General features: G+C 73.3%; 17 protein-coding genes. 8 read left to right on the top strand and 9 right to left on the bottom strand.

The annotated features are described in order from the left end of the window. Positions 1 to 359: 359 nt before the first annotated feature. Complete coding sequence (locus NX801_RS02580; RefSeq protein WP_258785061.1) at positions 360 to 740, top strand: DUF1330 domain-containing protein; 381 nt, start codon at positions 360 to 362, stop codon at positions 738 to 740. Positions 741 to 791: 51 nt separating this feature from the next. On the opposite strand, the gene NX801_RS02575 is transcribed toward NX801_RS02580, so the two are convergent. Both NX801_RS02575 and NX801_RS02570 read right to left on the bottom strand, forming a co-directional pair. After that, entirely contained in the window at positions 792 to 1,778 is a 987-nt protein-coding gene (locus NX801_RS02575; RefSeq protein WP_258785060.1) for an HNH endonuclease signature motif containing protein, read from the bottom strand. Positions 1,779 to 1,989: 211 nt separating this feature from the next. Beyond that, entirely contained in the window at positions 1,990 to 3,363 is a 1,374-nt protein-coding gene (locus NX801_RS02570; RefSeq protein ID WP_258785059.1) for an NAD-dependent succinate-semialdehyde dehydrogenase, read from the bottom strand. 216 nt (positions 3,364 to 3,579) lie between these two features. On the opposite strand from NX801_RS02570, the gene NX801_RS31115 reads away from it, so the two are divergent. After that, complete coding sequence (locus NX801_RS31115; protein ID WP_487403413.1) at positions 3,580 to 3,888, top strand: hypothetical protein; 309 nt, start codon at positions 3,580 to 3,582, stop codon at positions 3,886 to 3,888. Positions 3,889 to 4,023: 135 nt separating this feature from the next. Here the strand turns inward: NX801_RS31115 and msrA are convergent, their stop codons facing one another. Then, positions 4,024 to 4,686, bottom strand: a complete 663-nt coding sequence (gene msrA, locus NX801_RS02565) for a peptide-methionine (S)-S-oxide reductase MsrA (protein WP_258785239.1) — start codon at positions 4,684 to 4,686, stop codon at positions 4,024 to 4,026. Positions 4,687 to 5,261: 575 nt separating this feature from the next. Then, a complete protein-coding gene (locus NX801_RS02560) occupies positions 5,262 to 6,368 on the bottom strand; it encodes a hypothetical protein (protein WP_258785058.1) in 1,107 nt (368 codons plus the stop codon). Positions 6,369 to 6,425: 57 nt separating this feature from the next. On the opposite strand from NX801_RS02560, the gene NX801_RS02555 reads away from it, so the two are divergent. Continuing rightward, positions 6,426 to 7,580: a cystathionine gamma-synthase gene (locus NX801_RS02555; RefSeq protein WP_258785057.1), complete on the top strand. Its 1,155-nt coding sequence runs from the start codon at positions 6,426 to 6,428 to the stop codon at positions 7,578 to 7,580. A gap of 263 nt (positions 7,581 to 7,843) precedes the next feature. Here NX801_RS02555 and NX801_RS02550 read toward each other — a convergent pair whose 3' ends face one another. From NX801_RS02550 to NX801_RS02540, 3 genes are read right to left on the bottom strand one after another with little or no spacing between them, the layout of a single operon-like run. Further along, entirely contained in the window at positions 7,844 to 8,095 is a 252-nt protein-coding gene (locus NX801_RS02550; RefSeq protein WP_258785056.1) for a hypothetical protein, read from the bottom strand. After that, complete coding sequence (locus tag NX801_RS02545) at positions 8,092 to 8,622, bottom strand: sigma factor-like helix-turn-helix DNA-binding protein (RefSeq protein WP_428986042.1); 531 nt, start codon at positions 8,620 to 8,622, stop codon at positions 8,092 to 8,094. Before NX801_RS02545 ends, NX801_RS02550 begins: the two co-directional genes overlap by 4 nt. Before the next feature lie 55 nt (positions 8,623 to 8,677). Beyond that, positions 8,678 to 9,190 carry a MarR family winged helix-turn-helix transcriptional regulator gene (locus tag NX801_RS02540; protein WP_258785055.1) on the bottom strand — a complete coding sequence of 171 codons (513 nt, stop codon included), beginning with the start codon at positions 9,188 to 9,190 and terminating at the stop codon, positions 8,678 to 8,680. A 352-nt stretch (positions 9,191 to 9,542) separates the two neighbouring features. Here NX801_RS02540 and ilvA point away from each other — a divergent pair, with 352 nt between their 5' ends. The 3 genes from ilvA (at position 9,543) to NX801_RS02525 (ending at position 12,978) form a co-directional block, all read left to right on the top strand. After that, positions 9,543 to 10,793 (top strand): threonine ammonia-lyase, encoded by a 1,251-nt coding sequence (gene ilvA, locus NX801_RS02535; protein ID WP_258785054.1) that lies wholly within the window; start codon positions 9,543 to 9,545, stop codon positions 10,791 to 10,793. Positions 10,794 to 11,032: 239 nt separating this feature from the next. Beyond that, positions 11,033 to 12,127: an ATP-binding cassette domain-containing protein gene (locus tag NX801_RS02530; protein WP_258785053.1), complete on the top strand. Its 1,095-nt coding sequence runs from the start codon at positions 11,033 to 11,035 to the stop codon at positions 12,125 to 12,127. After that, a complete protein-coding gene (locus NX801_RS02525; RefSeq protein WP_258785052.1) occupies positions 12,124 to 12,978 on the top strand; it encodes an ABC transporter permease in 855 nt (284 codons plus the stop codon). Before NX801_RS02530 ends, NX801_RS02525 begins: the two co-directional genes overlap by 4 nt. A gap of 323 nt (positions 12,979 to 13,301) precedes the next feature. On the opposite strand, the gene greA is transcribed toward NX801_RS02525, so the two are convergent. Then, on the bottom strand, positions 13,302 to 13,799 hold the full coding sequence (greA, locus tag NX801_RS02520; protein ID WP_258785051.1) for a transcription elongation factor GreA: 498 nt from the start codon (positions 13,797 to 13,799) through the stop codon (positions 13,302 to 13,304). Between the two features lie 219 nt (positions 13,800 to 14,018). Then, the gene (locus NX801_RS02515) at positions 14,019 to 14,420 is read right to left on the bottom strand and encodes a DUF4307 domain-containing protein (protein WP_258785050.1); all 402 of its coding nucleotides are present in this window, start codon (positions 14,418 to 14,420) and stop codon (positions 14,019 to 14,021) included. Positions 14,421 to 14,832: 412 nt separating this feature from the next. Here NX801_RS02515 and mca point away from each other — a divergent pair, with 412 nt between their 5' ends. Next, positions 14,833 to 15,714, top strand: coding sequence for a mycothiol conjugate amidase Mca (gene mca, locus NX801_RS02510; protein WP_258785049.1), 882 nt, complete (start codon positions 14,833 to 14,835; stop codon positions 15,712 to 15,714). Then, positions 15,707 to 15,946, top strand: a complete 240-nt coding sequence (locus NX801_RS02505) for a hypothetical protein (protein ID WP_258785048.1) — start codon at positions 15,707 to 15,709, stop codon at positions 15,944 to 15,946. Before mca ends, NX801_RS02505 begins: the two co-directional genes overlap by 8 nt. The last annotated feature ends 174 nt before the right edge of the window (positions 15,947 to 16,120 follow it).

Raw genomic sequence — 16,120 nt, 5'->3', positions numbered from 1 at the left:
CTCCCACCCCGGGAGGCCGCCGCCTTCGTCGTACGCGCTCCGCGTGGCCGTCCTCGTCGTGCGTGCTCCGCGTGGCCGCCTTCGTCGTGCGTGCTCCGCGTGGCCGCCTTCGTCGTGCGTGCTCCGCGTGGCCGTCTTTCTCGTACGCACTCGTATGCGCTCCGTGTGGCCGTCCTCGTCGTACGTGCTCCACGGAGCCGCCGCTGTCGTACGCGCTCCGTGTCCGTCACTCCGGCGGGTCCATTACCCCGGAGGTCATCGACCGCCCGGCGCCCACCGGCCAGGATGAGGCCACCACCGGATCCCCGGCCCCGCCCGGGCCGCCCGGCGGTCCACCCGAATCCTCACGGAGGCCCCTCATGCCCGCCTACGCCCTCGGTAATTTGCGCCCGCCCGCCGGCACCGATGTGCCCGAGGAGGTGCTCACCTACATGGAGCGCGTCCAGGCCACCCTGGGCCCCTTCGGCGGGACCTTCCTGGTCCACGGAGCGCCCGAGCGGGAGGTCCGGGAGGGCGCGTGGCCGTCCGTCCTGGTGATCATCGGCTTCCCGTCCCTGGACGCGGCCCGCGCCTGGTACGACTCCGAGGCCTACCAGGCGCTGATCCCGCTGCGCACCCGGCACATGGCGGGCGACGTCCTCCTCGTCGACGGCCTCCCGCCCGGCTACGACCCCGCCACCACCGCCGCCCGCATCCGCACCGCCCAGTCGGCCACCCTCTCCACCCCCACCACCGCCTGACCCTCACGAGCCGCCCCCGGAGGTTCACCCCGCCGCCGGCCCCCGCGAGGTTCAGGCCCGGACCGGTGCCATTCCCGGCATGCTCTCGTGGCGCTCCCGGGCCACGGCCGAGAGAAGCTCCCGCAACTCGTGCCGGCTGCGGCCCCGGGTCTTGACGGCATGGCAGTTGGGGCAGAGCGCGACCATCCGGCTCGGGTGGTCGCGCCCGCCGCTCGCTATCCCGTCCACATGGTCCACCTCCAGGATCGGCTCTCCCCGGTCCGTACGGTCCCCGGGCTGCCCGGCGCAGCCGGGGTTCTCGCACCGGCCGCCCGAGCGCACCAGCACCGCCCGGCGGGCCTGGGCCAGCCGTATCGGGTCCCGTACCAGCCGCTCCCTGCGCTGCCCACGGGTCGCGGACTCCCGGCTCTCCACGAGCGCGCACCAGCGCTGGTACTGGGCGGCCAGGGTGGCGGGGTCCTCCGGCGCGGGGCTCGCGGGGCTCCCGGGAACACTTCCTCCGTCATCGGCCACCGTCGCGACGGTGAGACCGACGTCCGCCAGCAGCGGAGTCGCGTCCAGGCCGGTGAAGAACCGGTCCGTGATCGCCCCGATCACGGCGGTCCTGGCCTCGCCCGAGGCCCGCATCAGCTCGTGCACCGGGGTGGCCAGGCCGCCGTCCGGGGAGTTCTGGGCGAACCACTGCCGCAGCTTGCCGTCCCCGTGCGCCGTCGGAACCTCGGCCCGATGGCCCCGCAGCGTCCACAGCCCGGCCCGGTGCAGGGCCAGCACCGGATAGTCGGGACGCGGCCGTTCGCCGCGCAGCCCGTGGCGCTCCAGCAGCGCTCGCAGCGCGGCTTCCGTCTCCCGCCACGGCAGCAGCCGCGGCTCGCCGCGCAGCGCCCGGCCGATCGCCCACAGCAGCGTGATCGGCTGGTAGAGCTGTGGCCGTGACGAGGCCGTGTTGACCCGCAGCGCCCGTATCCGGCCGACCAGCGCCGTCCCGTCACCCCCTGCGGCAGGGTGGCCCCCCGTCTCTCCGTCATCCGTCGTCACCATGCCCGAAACCGTAGCCGGGCCCACTGACAGACCCCGCCGGCCCGGACCGGAACGGCGGAGCCGCCCGCGCGGCACGTGAGTGCGCGCGGGCGGCTCCGGGGGTGTCGGGGATTCGTGAGACGCCCGGGGTTCGCCGGAAGGCGCCGGGGCCCGGAAGGCGCCCGGGGATCCGGAAGGTGGCGGGGGTCCGGGAGACACCCGGGTCCCGGTGTTACTTCACCACCCTGATCAGCTTGTGGTTGGCGAACTCCTCCATGCCGTACTTGCCCAGCTCACGGCCGAAGCCGGAGCGCTTGACGCCGCCGAAGGGCAGCTCGGCGGCGGTGCCGGAGGGGGCATTGACGAAGACCATGCCGGTCTCCAGGCGCTGGGCGACCCGGTGGGCCTGTGCCTCGTCGTCGCTCTGCACCGAGGCGCTGAGGCCGTAGGGGCTGTTGTTGGCGAACTCGACCGCCTCGTCCTCCGAGCCGGCGCGGTAGATCACCGCCACCGGGCCGAACAACTCCTCCTTGTAGGCGCGCATCTCGGGGGTGACATCGGTCAGCACGGTGGGCTCGTACCAGGCGCCCGGGCGGTCCATGCGCTTGCCGCCGGTGAGCACGGTGGCGCCCTTGGCGACGGCGTCCTCGACCTGCTCGGCCAGCGACTGGACGGCCTTCTCCGAGGAGAGCGGCCCCATGAAGGTCTCCGGGTCGGTCGGGTCGCCCGGGACCACGGAGCGCACGGCCTCGGTGAACTTCTCCACGAAGGCGTCGTAGTGCTCGTCCAGGGCGATGATCCGCTTGGCCGCGTTGCACGCCTGGCCGGCGTTGCCCAGCCGGCCGCTGAAGGCGTGCTTCACCACGCGCCGCAGGTCGGTGGCACCGAGCACCAGGAACGGGTCGGAGCCGCCCAGCTCCAGAACGACCTTCTTGAGGTTGCGCCCGGCCGTCTCGGCGACGGCGGCGCCGGCCCGCTCCGAGCCGGTGAGCGAGACGCCCTGGACGCGCTCGTCCGCGATCAGGTCGGCTATCTGGTCGTCGGTGGCGAAGATGTTGACGTACGCCCCGTCCGGCAGCCCGGCGTCCTGGAAGATCCGCTCCATCTCCAGCGCCGACTGCGGGCACTGCGGGGCGTGCTTCAGCAGGATCGTGTTGCCGAGCATCAGGTTGGGCGCGGCGAACCGGGCGACCTGGTAGTAGGGGAAGTTCCACGGCATGATCCCGAGCAGCGTGCCGACCGCCTGCTTGCGGATGACGGCCCGGCCGCCGGCGACGACCTCCAGCTCCTCGTCCGCCAGGAAGCCCGGGCCCTTGTCGGCGTAGTAGCGGTAGATCGAGATCACGGTGTCGATCTCGCCCCGGGCCTGCTTGACCGGCTTGCCCATCTCCTGGGTGATGATCGCCGCCAGCTCGTCCTTGCGCTGCTCGTACAGGTCCGCCACCCGGTTCAGCGCGGCCGCCCGCTCGGCGGGCTCGCTGCCGCGCCAGCCCAGGTACGCCTGGTGAGCGCGCCCGGCCGCCCGGTCCAGCTCCGCGTCGGTCGCGGTCGGGAACTCCTTGACGCTCTCGCCGGTGGCGGGGTTGACAATGCGGTAGGCCGACATGCGGGCACTCCATTCCGGCGAGCCGCCCGGTCCGCCCGGCCGGTGCCGGGCGCGGCGGTCTCGTCACTCGCTGAGGTGTGTCTGAGGTCTGTCTTCGGTCTGTGGGGGCTGTCCGGGGTCCCTCGGTGGTCTTCTGGGGCTGCGGGCCCCTGGGGTCCTGCGGGCGGCTCCGCCCGCGTATAGTCCGGCGCGCCGTCTCCCGGCGCCACCGGGCCCGTGCGTTTCCCGCCGGTCCGGCCGGAAACGCCCACGTCCGGGCGGGTACCCCGACGGCTAGGTGTAAATCGCACCTATGCCGATCGCCGGTGGTGGGGGCGAGTCCGCGTACTCAGACGCGTCCGCTCCGGGCGGACCAGGCTGACCGGCGGAAGCGAAGTCCCCGGCGACGAGCAGCCCCCGAAGGGCTTCGTCCGCTGTCCCGAGGGCAAGGAACCCCAGGTCGCCGGCGACCCATGGGACGAGTACCGCAGCACGGTGGTGGTCGACGAACACGGCAAGATCGTCAAGGGCGACCCGCCGAAGTGACCGCGCCCGCACCGCTGGTCGGCGGGTGCGGGCACGCGCGGGGGCGCCGCTCACCGGGCGTGGCCGGGGAACGGCGCCCCTGTGTGGTCGGCGGTGCGGGCGCCGGGATAGCGGGGGATGCCGGGAGAAGAGGGGTCAGCCCTGGGCGCGGGCGACGCCGATGGGGCAGGAGACGCCGGTGCCGCCGATGCCGCAGTAGCCGTCCGGGTTCTTGTCCAGGTACTGCTGGTGGTACGACTCGGCCGGGTAGAAGGGGCGGCCGTCGGCGGGGGCGATCTCGGTGGTGATGGCGCCGTGGCCGGAATCGGTCAGCACCCGCTGGTAGGCGGCGCGGGAGGCGTCGGCCTCGGCGGCCTGGGCGGGGGAGTGGGTGTAGACCGCCGAGCGGTACTGGGTGCCCACGTCGTTGCCCTGGCGGAAGCCCTGGGTCGGGTCGTGCGCCTCCCAGAAGACCTTGAGCAGGGTGGTGTACGGGACGACCGCGGGGTCGTAGACCACCCGGACCGCCTCGGTGTGGCCGGTCAGCCCCGAGCACACCTCCTCATAGGTGGGGTTCGGGGTGTGGCCGCCCTGGTAGCCGACGAGGGTCGTCCAGACGCCGGGGGTCTGCCAGAACTTCCGCTCCGCGCCCCAGAAGCAGCCGAGGCCGAAGTCCGCGACCGCCAGACCCTCGGGGTACGGCCCGGCCGGGGAGTTGCCCAGAACGGTGTGCCGGCCGGGGGCGGTGAAGCCGGGGGTCTCGCGGCCGGGGAGGGCCTGGTCGGGCGTGGGGAGCACGGGGGTGCGGCCGAACAGCATGTACTCGGTCTCCTTCTCGGACACGGAACGCGGGACGCGGGCCCGTCGGCGGAATTCCATGGTGCGGGCGGACAGGAGGGGAACGCCTCGGGCGGACGCGGAATTCCGGTACCCGCACCCCGGCGCGCGCCGTCCGGCGCCGTTCTCCGGCAACCGGCGCCCGTCCTCGGCGTACCGCCCGGTACCCGCGCCCCGACGCCTCCTCGGTACTCGTCCTCGGCGTACCGCCCGGTACCCGCACGCCTGGTGCCCGTCCGGCGTCTCCGGTGCTCACCAGGGTGCCGCCGCGCTCGTCGACGCGCTCCAGCCACTCCAGGCACAGGAAACGGCCCAGGTAGCCGCCGGCGCCGGCCAGCAGCACGGTCCGGGCCTCGGGCAGCGGACCGGCCGGCCCGCCGGCCTTCACGATGATCCCCGCGACGGTCTCCGCGCCGAGGAACGCGTCCGGCCGCTCCGCCTCGTGACGGGCCCCGCCCGCGGCGGCTCCCGCTCATGGCGGCCCGCACTCCGCAGCGTTCCGCGGCCACCCCGCGACGGCCCGCCGCACCCCGGGGCGGCTCCCCGGGACGGTCTCCTCAGTGCGGCAGGGTCGCCGGGGTGCCGCCGTTGGCCTCGTAGCCGGCGACGGCCAGCGCCCGGTATATCGCGTACCGCGCCGCCGGGTCCTCGCTCAGGGTCCAGGGCAGCGCCCCCACATGGCCGTCCACCCGCACGAGCTGGTGCATCGCCTCGGCCCAGCGCTCGGCGCCCACCAGGAAGTGCACCAGCAGATGGCGGACGTGGGCGAGCATCGGGTCGTCCGGCCGGGCCGAGTGCACCGCGTGGAGCGCGCCGTCCATGGCCTTCGACACCACGGCCGTCCGGTAGAAGTCCCGCACCATGGTGATGTCGTCCAGGTGCTCCCAGAGCGCGAACAGCGGCAGCGCGGCCAGCAGCGAGCCCCGGGGCGCCCGGGCGGCGGCCGACTGCGCGAACCGGTCGGCGTCCTGCCGGGAGCCGTGCCACTTCTCGCACCAGTAGTGGAGGGCGGCCAGATGGGCGCCCATGTGCTCCGGCGCCCGGTCGATGATCTTGGCCCACATCTGGTCGAACTGCTCATGGCCGTATCCGAGGCCGCGCGCCACGGCCAGCTCCACGATGTACGGCACCGGGTCGCCCGGCGCCAGCAGCGCGGCCTCGCCGCAGACCGTACGGGCCTCCTCCAGGATGATCCGGAAGTCGTCCCGCCCGGCCGACGAGGACCTCCACGCCTGTTGCACCAGGAACTCGGCGTGCACCGCCGCCCCGCCCGCGTCCTTCGGCGCCTCGGCTCGCCAGGCCCGCAGCCAGGCCCCGCCCGCGCCCGGCCGGTCCCGCAGCTCCAGCGAGGCGGCGCCCGCGAACGCCTGCACCCGCTGCCAGCGCAGCTCGCCCTCCTTGGGCGTGCCCGCCAGCAGCTGGGCGGCGGCCCGCCACTCCTGGGTGTGCTGCACCACGTCCAGCACGTCCAGCAGATCCTGGTCCGGCCCCGGCATCCGTACGTCCAGCCGCTCCTGGCGCACGAAGCCGTACGCCTCGGGGTCGGCGGCGTCCGGCGAGCCGGGGGCGGCCAGCCGGATGCCGCCGCGGCGGCGCAGCACCCAGGGCACCACGATCACGCCGAGCATCCCGAGGACGAGCAGAAACCAGAGGAACGTCTCCATACCGCCTATTGAACCGGACGGCACCGACACCCCCGCCGCCCGACTACTCTCGGCCTCATGACCGACGAGCACCTTCACCAGAACTTCGAGACCCGCGCCATCCACGCGGGCAACACGGCCGACCCGCTGACCGGCGCCGTCGTCCCGCCGATCTACCAGGTCTCCACCTACAAGCAGGACGGCGTGGGCGGGCTGCGCGGTGGCTACGAGTACAGCCGCAGCGCCAACCCGACCCGGACCGCCCTGGAGGAGAACCTCGCGGCCCTGGAGGGCGGCCGGCGCGGCCTCGCCTTCGCCTCCGGGCTCGCCGCCGAGGACTGCCTGCTGCGGGCGCTGCTGGTCCCGGGCGACCACGTGGTCATCCCGAACGACGCCTACGGCGGCACCTTCCGGCTGTTCGCCAAGGTCGCCGCCCGCTGGGGTGTGGAGTGGTCGGTCGCCGACACCTCCGACCCGGCGGCGGTGCGGGCCGCGCTCACCGACCGTACGAAGGCGATCTGGGTCGAGACCCCGTCCAACCCGCTGCTCGGTATCACCGACATCGCGGCGCTGGCCGACGTGGCGCGCTCGGCGGGCGTGAAGCTGGTGGTGGACAACACCTTCGCCAGCCCCTACCTCCAGCAGCCGCTGGCGCTCGGCGCGGACGTGGTCGTGCACTCGCTCACCAAGTACATGGGCGGCCACTCCGACGTGGTCGGCGGCGCGCTGGTCACCGCCGACGAGGCGCTCGGCGAGGAGCTGGCCTTCCACCAGAACGCCATGGGCGCGGTGGCCGGGCCCTTCGACTCCTGGATCGTGCTGCGCGGCATCAAGACGCTGGCCGTCCGGATGGACCGGCACAGCCAGAACGCGGCCCGGATCGCGGAGATGCTGTCCGCCCACCCCAAGGTGACCCAGGTCCTCTACCCGGGCCTCCCGGAGCACCCGGGCCACGAGGTCGCCGCCAAGCAGATGAAGGACTTCGGCGGCATGGTCTCCTTCCGGGTGGCCGGCGGCGAGGAGGCGGCGGTCGCCGTCTGCGACCGGGCGAAGCTCTTCACCCTGGGCGAGTCGCTGGGCGGCGTGGAGTCGCTGATCGAGCACCCGGGCCGGATGACCCACGCCAGCGTGGCGGGCTCGCTCCTGGAGGTCCCCGGCGACCTGGTGCGCCTGTCGGTCGGCATCGAGAACGTCGACGACCTGCTGGCCGACCTCCGCCAGGCCCTCGGCTGAACCGACGCGCCCGCCTGTACGCCTGTACCTCTGTACGGCGATACGCCCGTACGGCGAATTGGTGGTACGGCGGATCGCTTGTACGCCCGTACGGTGATAGGCCCGTACGGCGAGACGGCGAGACGGCAGGACAGCGGCGGAGCCGGGCGCGGTACGGTGCCCGGCCCCGCCGCCCGTACTCGGCACCCGTGTCCCGCCGCCCGTACTCGGCACCTGTGTCCCGGCGGCCGCCGTCCGTACATGGGCACCCGTCCGCCGCCGTCTCAGCCGCCGGTGAAGACCGGGGACACGTCCAGCGGCGGCCGGTGCCAGGGCTCGGTGGCCGCCGCCCAGACGGCGAAGGCCACGGCGACCGCGACCAGCAGCAGCCAGAGCAGCCGGCGCAGCGCCCTGGTGCGGTGCCGCAGCCGGGTGCCCCGGGCCACCGCTCCGGGCAGTACGTCCGGCGGCAGCCGCAGCCCCGGCGGGGCGAGCAGCCGCCGGACCTCCTCCTCCCGGCGCTCCCGGCCGTTCACCGGGCCACCGGTCGCCGGGCGGTCGCCCGGCCCCGCGTGGCCGGGCGACCCGGGGGCGCGGGGCCGGTGAGCAGCGTGACCGCCCGGGTGCAATGGGCCCGCACCCGGTGCTCGGACAGGCCGAGCAGCGCGGCGGTCTGTTCCTCGGGCACCCCCTCGTACAGCCGCAGCACCACGACCAGCCGCTCACGCGGGGTGAGCCGGGAGAGCACCCCGCCGCGCGGCCGGTGATGGCGCCAGGCGGACCGGGCGAACCTGGCGACCAGCTCCCGGCGGCTGTGGTCGTACGGATCCTCGCCGCGCAGCTCGTCCCAGCGCGCGTACGTCACCGCCAGCGCGGCGGTCAGCAGGGCGCGGGCGCGCGGATCACGGCCGGGCGGCTCGGTGGTGAGCAGGGCGGCGGCATGCCCGAGCCGGCCGGCCGCTCCGGCGACGAACGCCTCGAAGCCCTGGCCGCGCCGTACGCCTGCCGCCCGCCGCCGTACGTCCACCCGCTCATCGCAGACCAGGGAGGCGGCCGGGGTCAAGACTCCGGCACCCACCGGTGGGCCGGACGGCTCCGGGAGGACCGGACTGCCGGGCTCAGCTGGCCGGGCCGGCCTCCGGGTCGGCGGGCGGCAGACCGGCCTGGCGGGCCGAGAGCGCCGAGTTGAACCGGGTGAGCAGGGTGCAGAACGACTCCCGCTCGGTCTGCGTCCAGCCGTCCGTGACCTGCGCCATCAGCGCCCGGCGCGAGGTGCGGACCTCTTCCAGCCGGGCCAGGCCGCGGGGCGACAGCTGGAGCACGACCGCGCGGCCGTCCTCCGGGTGCGAGGTGCGCTTGACCAGGCCGGTGTCGACCAACGGCGCCACCTGACGGGTCACCGTGGAAGAGTCGATACCCATGCCGGCCGCGAGCGCCTTGACACCCATCGGCCCTTCCTGGTCGAGCCGGTTGAGCAGCAGATACGCGGCGCGGTCCATGGAGTTGCGGAGCTGTCCCGTACCGCCGAGGCGGGTCTGCTCGGCCCGCCGGGCGAAGACGGCCACCTGGTGCTGGAGGGCATCGAGGAGACCGGGGTCGAGATCAGTCGTCATGTCCTGAGATGTGGGCATGGCTGCGGTGGCTCTCTCGTGCGGTGGTCGGTTGGTGGGGGACAGAGTACGCGGACTCGTGCGGCTCCGTACCGGCGCTGCGCAAACGTGATGAGACGCGAGCCGAACGTGATGAGACATGAGGAGATGCGAGGTCTTCGCACGGAATCGACACCCGGCCCGCCACCGGCCCACGCCCGGCCCGTAGCCCATCCGCATCCGACCCATGACCGGTCCGCGTCGGGCCCACGACCGGCCCACCACCGACCACGCCCGGCCCGCGGCCCGCCCGCGACCGGTCGGAGAGTGGCTGCCGGAGAACGGCTCCCGGGGCCGGGCCACCCGGTCGCGGCGAGCTGCGAGACTTGCGGACATGAGCTTCCGCCTGCCCGAGCCCGCGCACCCGGTCATCCTGGACGACGTCCGGGGTGCCCAGAAAATGCTCGCGGGGGTGGCCAGGGCGACCCCGCTGGAGGGCAGCCGGCATCTGTCCTCACTGGTCGGCGGTCCCGTCCTGGTCAAGTGCGAGAACCTCCAGCGGACCGGCTCGTTCAAGCTGCGCGGCGCGTATGTACGGATCTCCTGCCTGCGGCCCGAGGAGCGGGCGGCCGGGGTGGTGGCGGCCTCGGCCGGCAACCACGCGCAGGGCGTCGCGCTCGCCTCCTCGCTGCTCGGGGTGCGGTCCACCGTCTTCATGCCGGTCGGCGCCCCGCTGCCCAAGGTGGCCGCGACCCGGGAGTACGGCGCCGATGTGCGGCTGCACGGAACCGTGGTGGACGAGACGCTGGCCGCCGCGCAGGAGTACGCGGACCGGACCGGGGCGGTCTTCATCCACCCCTTCGACCACCCGGACGTCATCGCTGGCCAGGGCACGGTCGGCCTGGAGATCCTGGAGCAGTGCCCGGAGGTCCGGACCATTGTCGTCGGCATCGGCGGCGGCGGTCTGGCGGCCGGGATCGCGGTGGCGGTCAAGGCGCTCCGGCCGGATGTGCGGATCGTCGGTGTGCAGGCGGAGAGCGCCGCCGCCTATCCGCCCTCGCTGGCGGCGGGCCGCCCGGTGGGCGTGGAGTGCGCGGCGACCATGGCCGACGGGATCAAGGTCGGCCGCCCCGGTGACGTACCGTTTCCGCTGATCGCGGAGCTGGTGGACGAGGTGCGTACGGTCACCGAGGACGAGCTCTCGGCGGCGCTGCTGCTCTGTCTGGAGCGGGCCAAGCTGGTGGTGGAGCCGGCCGGGGCGAGCCCGGTGGCCGCGCTGCTGAGCGATCCCGGGGCCTTCGCCGGCCGGGGGGCCGAGCCGGGGCCGGTGGTGGCGGTGCTCTCCGGCGGCAATGTCGATCCGTTGCTGATGCAGCGCATCCTGCGTCACGGCATGGCGGCGGCGGGCCGCTATCTGAGTCTCCGGGTACGGCTCACCGACCGGCCGGGCGCGCTGGCGACGCTGCTCGGGGTGCTCTCGGTGGCCGACGCCAATGTGCTGGATGTGGCCCATGTGCGGACCGACCCCCGGCTGGGGCTGGCCGAGGTCGAGGTGGAGCTCCAGCTGGAGACCAAGGGGCCCGAGCACTGCGGGCAGGTCGCGGCGGATCTGCGAGCGGCCGGTTACACGGTGGTCACCTCCTGATCTGCCGGGGCCGGGCGGCGGAGCCGGTGGCCCGGGAGAGGTACGGGAGTGGCCAGGGAGCGGCAGGGGGCAACGCGGACCGGATCACCTAAAGAGCGGGCGCTCCCGGCCCGCACGCGGCAAGCTGAGGTCTGGAGACGTACGGCCCCGGAGCCGTACGGACGTCCGTCCCGGGGGCTCGGTGACGACCCCGCCGTCCGGGGCGGCAGCCCGTAACCCGCCCACTCGGGAGAACTGTTATGCCAGGCGCCATCCACGCCGAAGGTCTGGTGAAGACCTTCGGAGACGTCAGGGCACTCGACGGCGTCGACCTCGATGTGCCCGAAGGAACGGTCCTGGGGCTCCTCGGCCCCAACGGCGCGGGCAAGACGACCGCCGTGCGCGTCCTCACCACCCTGCTGCGGCCGGACAGCGGCACGGCGACGGTCGCGGGCATCGACGTACTGAAGGAACCGGACGCCGTGCGCCGGTCCATCGGTCTCTCCGGCCAGTTCGCGGCGGTGGACGAATACCTCACCGGCCGGGAGAACCTCCGGATGGTGGGGCGGCTCTACCAGATGCCCGCCCGCGCGGCCAAGATCCGGGCGGGTGAACTGCTGGAGCGGTTCCACCTGGCCGATGCCGCCGACCGCCCGGCCAAGACGTACTCCGGCGGCATGCGCCGGCGGCTCGACCTCGCCGCCGCGCTGGTGGTCGCGCCGCCGGTGATGTTCATGGACGAGCCGACCACCGGGCTGGACCCGCGCAACCGGCAGCAGCTGTGGGAGGTCATCCAGGAGCTGGTGGCCGGCGGTACGACGCTGCTGCTGACCACCCAGTACCTGGAGGAGGCCGACCATCTGGCCCATGAGATCTGCGTCGTGGACCAGGGCCGGGTCATCGCACGCGGCACTTCCGACCAGCTCAAGGCCCGGACCGGTGGCGAGCGGGTGGAGGTGGTGGTGCGCGAGCGGGACACGATCGCCCCGGCCCGCGGCGTGCTGGCCGGCTTCGGCAAGGGCGAGGTCACGGTGGACGAGCACGTCCGCCGGCTGACCGTACCGGTGGCGGGCGGCGCCCGGCTGCTGGCCGAGATCATCCGGGAGCTGGACGTCCGGGGCGTCGAGATCGACGACGTGGCCCTGCGCCGGCCGACCCTGGACGACGTCTTCATCTCGCTCACCGGCCACGCGGCCGAGACCGAGCCGGGGGCCGGAACCGCAGCCGGGCCCCGGGCGGGGACCGGCGGCGGGAGCGGAGGCGGCGGCCCCCAGGGTCCCAGCGATCCGAATGATTCAAAGGATTCGAATGATTCGAAGGATCCGCAGAGTTCGGGGAAGGAGAGTGTGAAATGAGCACCCTCACCGGCACCGCCCCGCCGTCCCTGGCCCCCGTGCCGCGTGGCGGAATCCGTCAGTCGGTCGCGGACTCGCTCGTGGTCGCCCAGCGGAATTTGATCAGAATGACCCGCATCCCCGAAATGGTGATTTTCGGGCTTATCCAGCCGATCATGTTCGTGGTGCTGTTCAGCTATGTCTTCGGCGGCTCGCTCCAGATCGGCGCCTCCACCTCGCCCGCCGTCTACCGCGAGTTCCTGATGGCCGGGATCTTCGCCCAGACCGTCACCTTCGCCACGGCCGGCGCGGGTGCGGGCATCGCCGACGACATGCACCGGGGCCTGATCGACCGGTTCCGCTCGCTGCCCATGGCGCGCGGGGCGGTGCTCACCGGCCGTACGCTCGCGGACCTGGTGCAGACGGCGCTCACCATGGTGGTGCTGGCGGTGGTCGCCCTGCTGGTGGGCTGGCGCGTGCACGAGGGCGTCCCCAAGGCGCTCGGCGCCTTCGCGCTGTTGCTTCTGCTGGGGTACGCCTTCTCCTGGATCGGGGCGCTGATCGGCCTCTCGGTGCGCACCCCGGAGGCGGCCACCTCGGGCGGGCTGATCTGGCTCTTCCCGGTCACCTTCATCTCGAACGCCTTTGTGGACGCCTCCCGGATGGCCTCCTGGCTGCGGCCCGTCGCGGAGTGGAACCCGTTCAGCGCCACCGTCCAGGCGTGCCGGGAGCTCTTCGGCAACCCGGGCGTCTCCGCGTCCGGGGCCTGGCCGATGCAGCACCCGGTGTGGGCGTCCGTCATCTGGTCGGTGCTGATCATCGCGGTCTTCCGCACCCTGGCGGTCCGCAGGTACCGCTCGGCCACGGTCTGACGGCCCGGCGCCGGGGGAGGCCCCGTACACCGGGGCCCCCTATGCCGGGGCGGTCCCGTACGCCAGGGTCCACGTATGCCGGGGCGGGGCGTCCAGATGGTGGCCCCTGTGATGACCTTGCCGCCGGGGTCCCCGTACGCCGGGGCGGTCCCGTACGTCTGGGTCCCCGTACGCCGGGGCGGTCCCGTACGTCTGGGTCCCCGTACGCCGGGGCGGTCCCGTACGTCTGGGTCCCCGTACGCCGGGAGGCCGGGCGCTCGGTGAGCACCCGGCCTCCGGGGGTCGTCGTCGCGGGGGCCGGGGATGCCCGGCCCCGGCGGAGCTCAGCCCTGGTAGGGCTTGGCGTCGAGGATGCGTACCGACGCCTTCTTGCCGTTGGGCAGCTCGTACTCCGCGTCCTCGCCGACCTTCTTGCCGTTGACGCCGCCGCCCAGCGGGGACTGCGGCGAGTACGTCTCGATGTCGGAGCTGGCGTACTCCCGGGAGGCGAGCAGGAACTCCAGGGTGTCGTCCTCGTCGCCGTCGAACGCGATGGTGACCACCATGCCCGGGGCGACCACACCGCTCTCCGCCGGAGCCTCACCGACCTTGGCGTGCTCCAGGAGCTGGGTCAGCTGGCGGACCCGGAGCTCCTGCTTGCCCTGCTCCTCCTTGGCCGCGTGGTACCCGCCGTTCTCCCGCAGGTCGCCCTCCTCGCGCGCCGCCGCGATCTTGGCGGCGATCTCGGTTCGCGCGGGACCAGACAGGTACTCCAGCTCGGCCCTGAGCTGGTTGTACGCCTCCTGGGTGAGCCAGGTGACGTTCTCGCTGGTCTGGGTCACAGGTGCTCCTCGTAGGTACTGGAAATACAAAGCATCGCCCTACCCAGAAGGATTGTCCTCCCTGGATGGGCGAAACCACGAGCCTAACAATTTTGCGGGTGAAGGGGGAGGATATACGTCACTTCCCGGGCATCGCCGCAGGTCGGAGCCGTCCCGGCGGCGGCCCGCCGGCGGAGCGGCCGGCCGGCGCGGCGACCCCGTCGGTCGGCTGGTCCGCCGTCAGTCCGCCGTGCAGTCGACCAGCTCGGCGCTGGCGGCTCGGGCGGTGGTGCGGACGGTGACGACCTGGTCGATCCGGTCCCGCCGCTGGTCGAAGCGGACGTCCTTGCGGCCGACCTCGGCGCCGTCGGCGGACCGGGAGCGGAGGGTGCAGTAGCCGGTGGCCGAGGAGTCCTTCCGGACCTCCAGGTGGACCTGGACCTCGTCGTCGCCGGTGACGGCGAACTTGATCACCTCGCCGCTGAGCCGCTGGCCCGCCACGTAGTCGTAACCGAACCAGCCGACGAGCGCGAGCAGCCCGGCGCCGAGCACCGCCCCGACGATCCGCAGGGTGCGGTCGGCGCGCTGGTCGGCGGTGCGACCGTACCGGCCCTCGGGGAGCTGGTCCCGTACCGCGTCCATCGTCAGTCCCTTCCCGCCGGCCGCCGCCGGTGTACGTGCCGTCCGGCGACCCGGCCGGTCATCGCCCGGTCTCCGCCGGTCACCCGCCGGTCTCCCCGGCCGCCGCCCGGTCTCCCCGGCCGCCGCCCGGTCTCCCCGGCCGTCGTCCGGTCACCACCGGCCGTCGTCCGGTCGCCGTCCGGCCGTCGTTCGGATGTCGCCCGGGGGGCGTACATACAACGTATGGGTGTTCGTACGCCCGACGACGGAATTATCCGACCGCCTATTCCGTCACTATAGAAGCCGCCGGCCCGCCGCCCGACCCCGCCCCGGAGTGATGCCCGTGGGGGCGCCGCACGCGGTGGCCCCACCTCGTTCCGCCCGCCGGGACGTCGTATCAGGACATCACGACCGAATCACTGAGGACCGAGCCTTGACCGAGCAGTTGCGACTGATGGCCGTGCACGCGCACCCCGACGACGAGTCGAGCAAGGGTGCCGCGACGATGGCGAAGTATGTGTCCGAGGGGGTGGACGTGCTGGTCGTCACCTGCACGGGGGGCGAGCGCGGCTCCATCCTCAACCCCAAGCTCCAGGGCGACGCCTATATCGAGGCGAACATCCACGAGGTGCGCCGCAAGGAGATGGACGAGGCGCGCGAGATCCTCGGCGTCCGCCAGGAGTGGCTCGGCTTCGTGGACTCCGGGCTCCCCGAGGGCGACCCGCTGCCGCCGCTCCCGCAGGGCTGCTTCGCCCTGGAGGACGTGGACGAGGCGGCCGGCCGGCTGGTCCGGTCGATCCGCGCGTTCCGGCCGCAGGTGATCACCACGTACGACGAGAACGGCGGCTACCCGCACCCCGACCACATCATGACCCACAAGATCACGATGGTGGCCTTCGAGGGCGCGACCGACACCGTGAAGTACCCGGAGGAGGAGTTCGGGCCGGTCTGGCAGCCGCAGAAGCTCTACTACAACCAGGGCTTCAACCGCCCGCGCACCGTCGCCCTGCACGAGGCCCTGCTCGCCCGCGGCCTGGAGTCGCCCTACGGGGAGTGGCTCAAGCGCTGGGCGGAGTTCGAGCGCGCCGAGCGCACCCTGACCACCCATGTCCCGTGCGCCGACTTCTTCGAGATCCGGGACAAGGCGCTGATCGCGCACGCCACCCAGATCGATCCGGACGGCGGCTGGTTCCGGGTGCCGATGGAGATCCAGAAGGAGGTGTGGCCCACCGAGGAGTACGAGCTGGCGAAGTCTCTGGTGGACACTTCCCTCCCCGAGGACGACCTCTTCGCGGGCATCCGCGACAATGTCTGATATGAGCGCACACCTCGACCTCGCACTGACGCAGCTCGCCCCGCTCGCCAAGGACCTCGACCAGAACAAGGTGACGCCGGGCGTGCTCGGCTTCATCGTCTTCGCCGCGATGGCGGTGGGCGTGTGGATGCTGATGAAGTCGATGAACCGGCACATGGGCCGGGTCTCCTTCGACGAGACCCCGAACCCCACCCCCTCCACCCCCACCAAGGACGCCCCCTCCGGCTCCTGACCCCGGCCCCCGCCCCGGCCGCCACCCCGGCGACCGGGGCCCGGGCCGGTGATCTCGGCGACCGGCGCCACCCCCTCCACCGCTCCCGCGTGCACCTCTCCCTCCCGGTACACGCGCCCTGCCGGGCAGCGGTCGGTGAGCGATACATCATGGGGCCGTACGCCGAAGTTCGCG

The sequence above is a fragment of the Streptomyces pyxinae genome (assembly GCF_024756275.1).
Taxonomy (GTDB): Bacteria; Actinomycetota; Actinomycetes; order Streptomycetales; family Streptomycetaceae; genus Streptomyces; species Streptomyces pyxinae.
The sequence above is the reverse complement of the archived record's forward strand: the minus strand, read 5'-3'. Positions and strand labels throughout refer to the sequence as shown.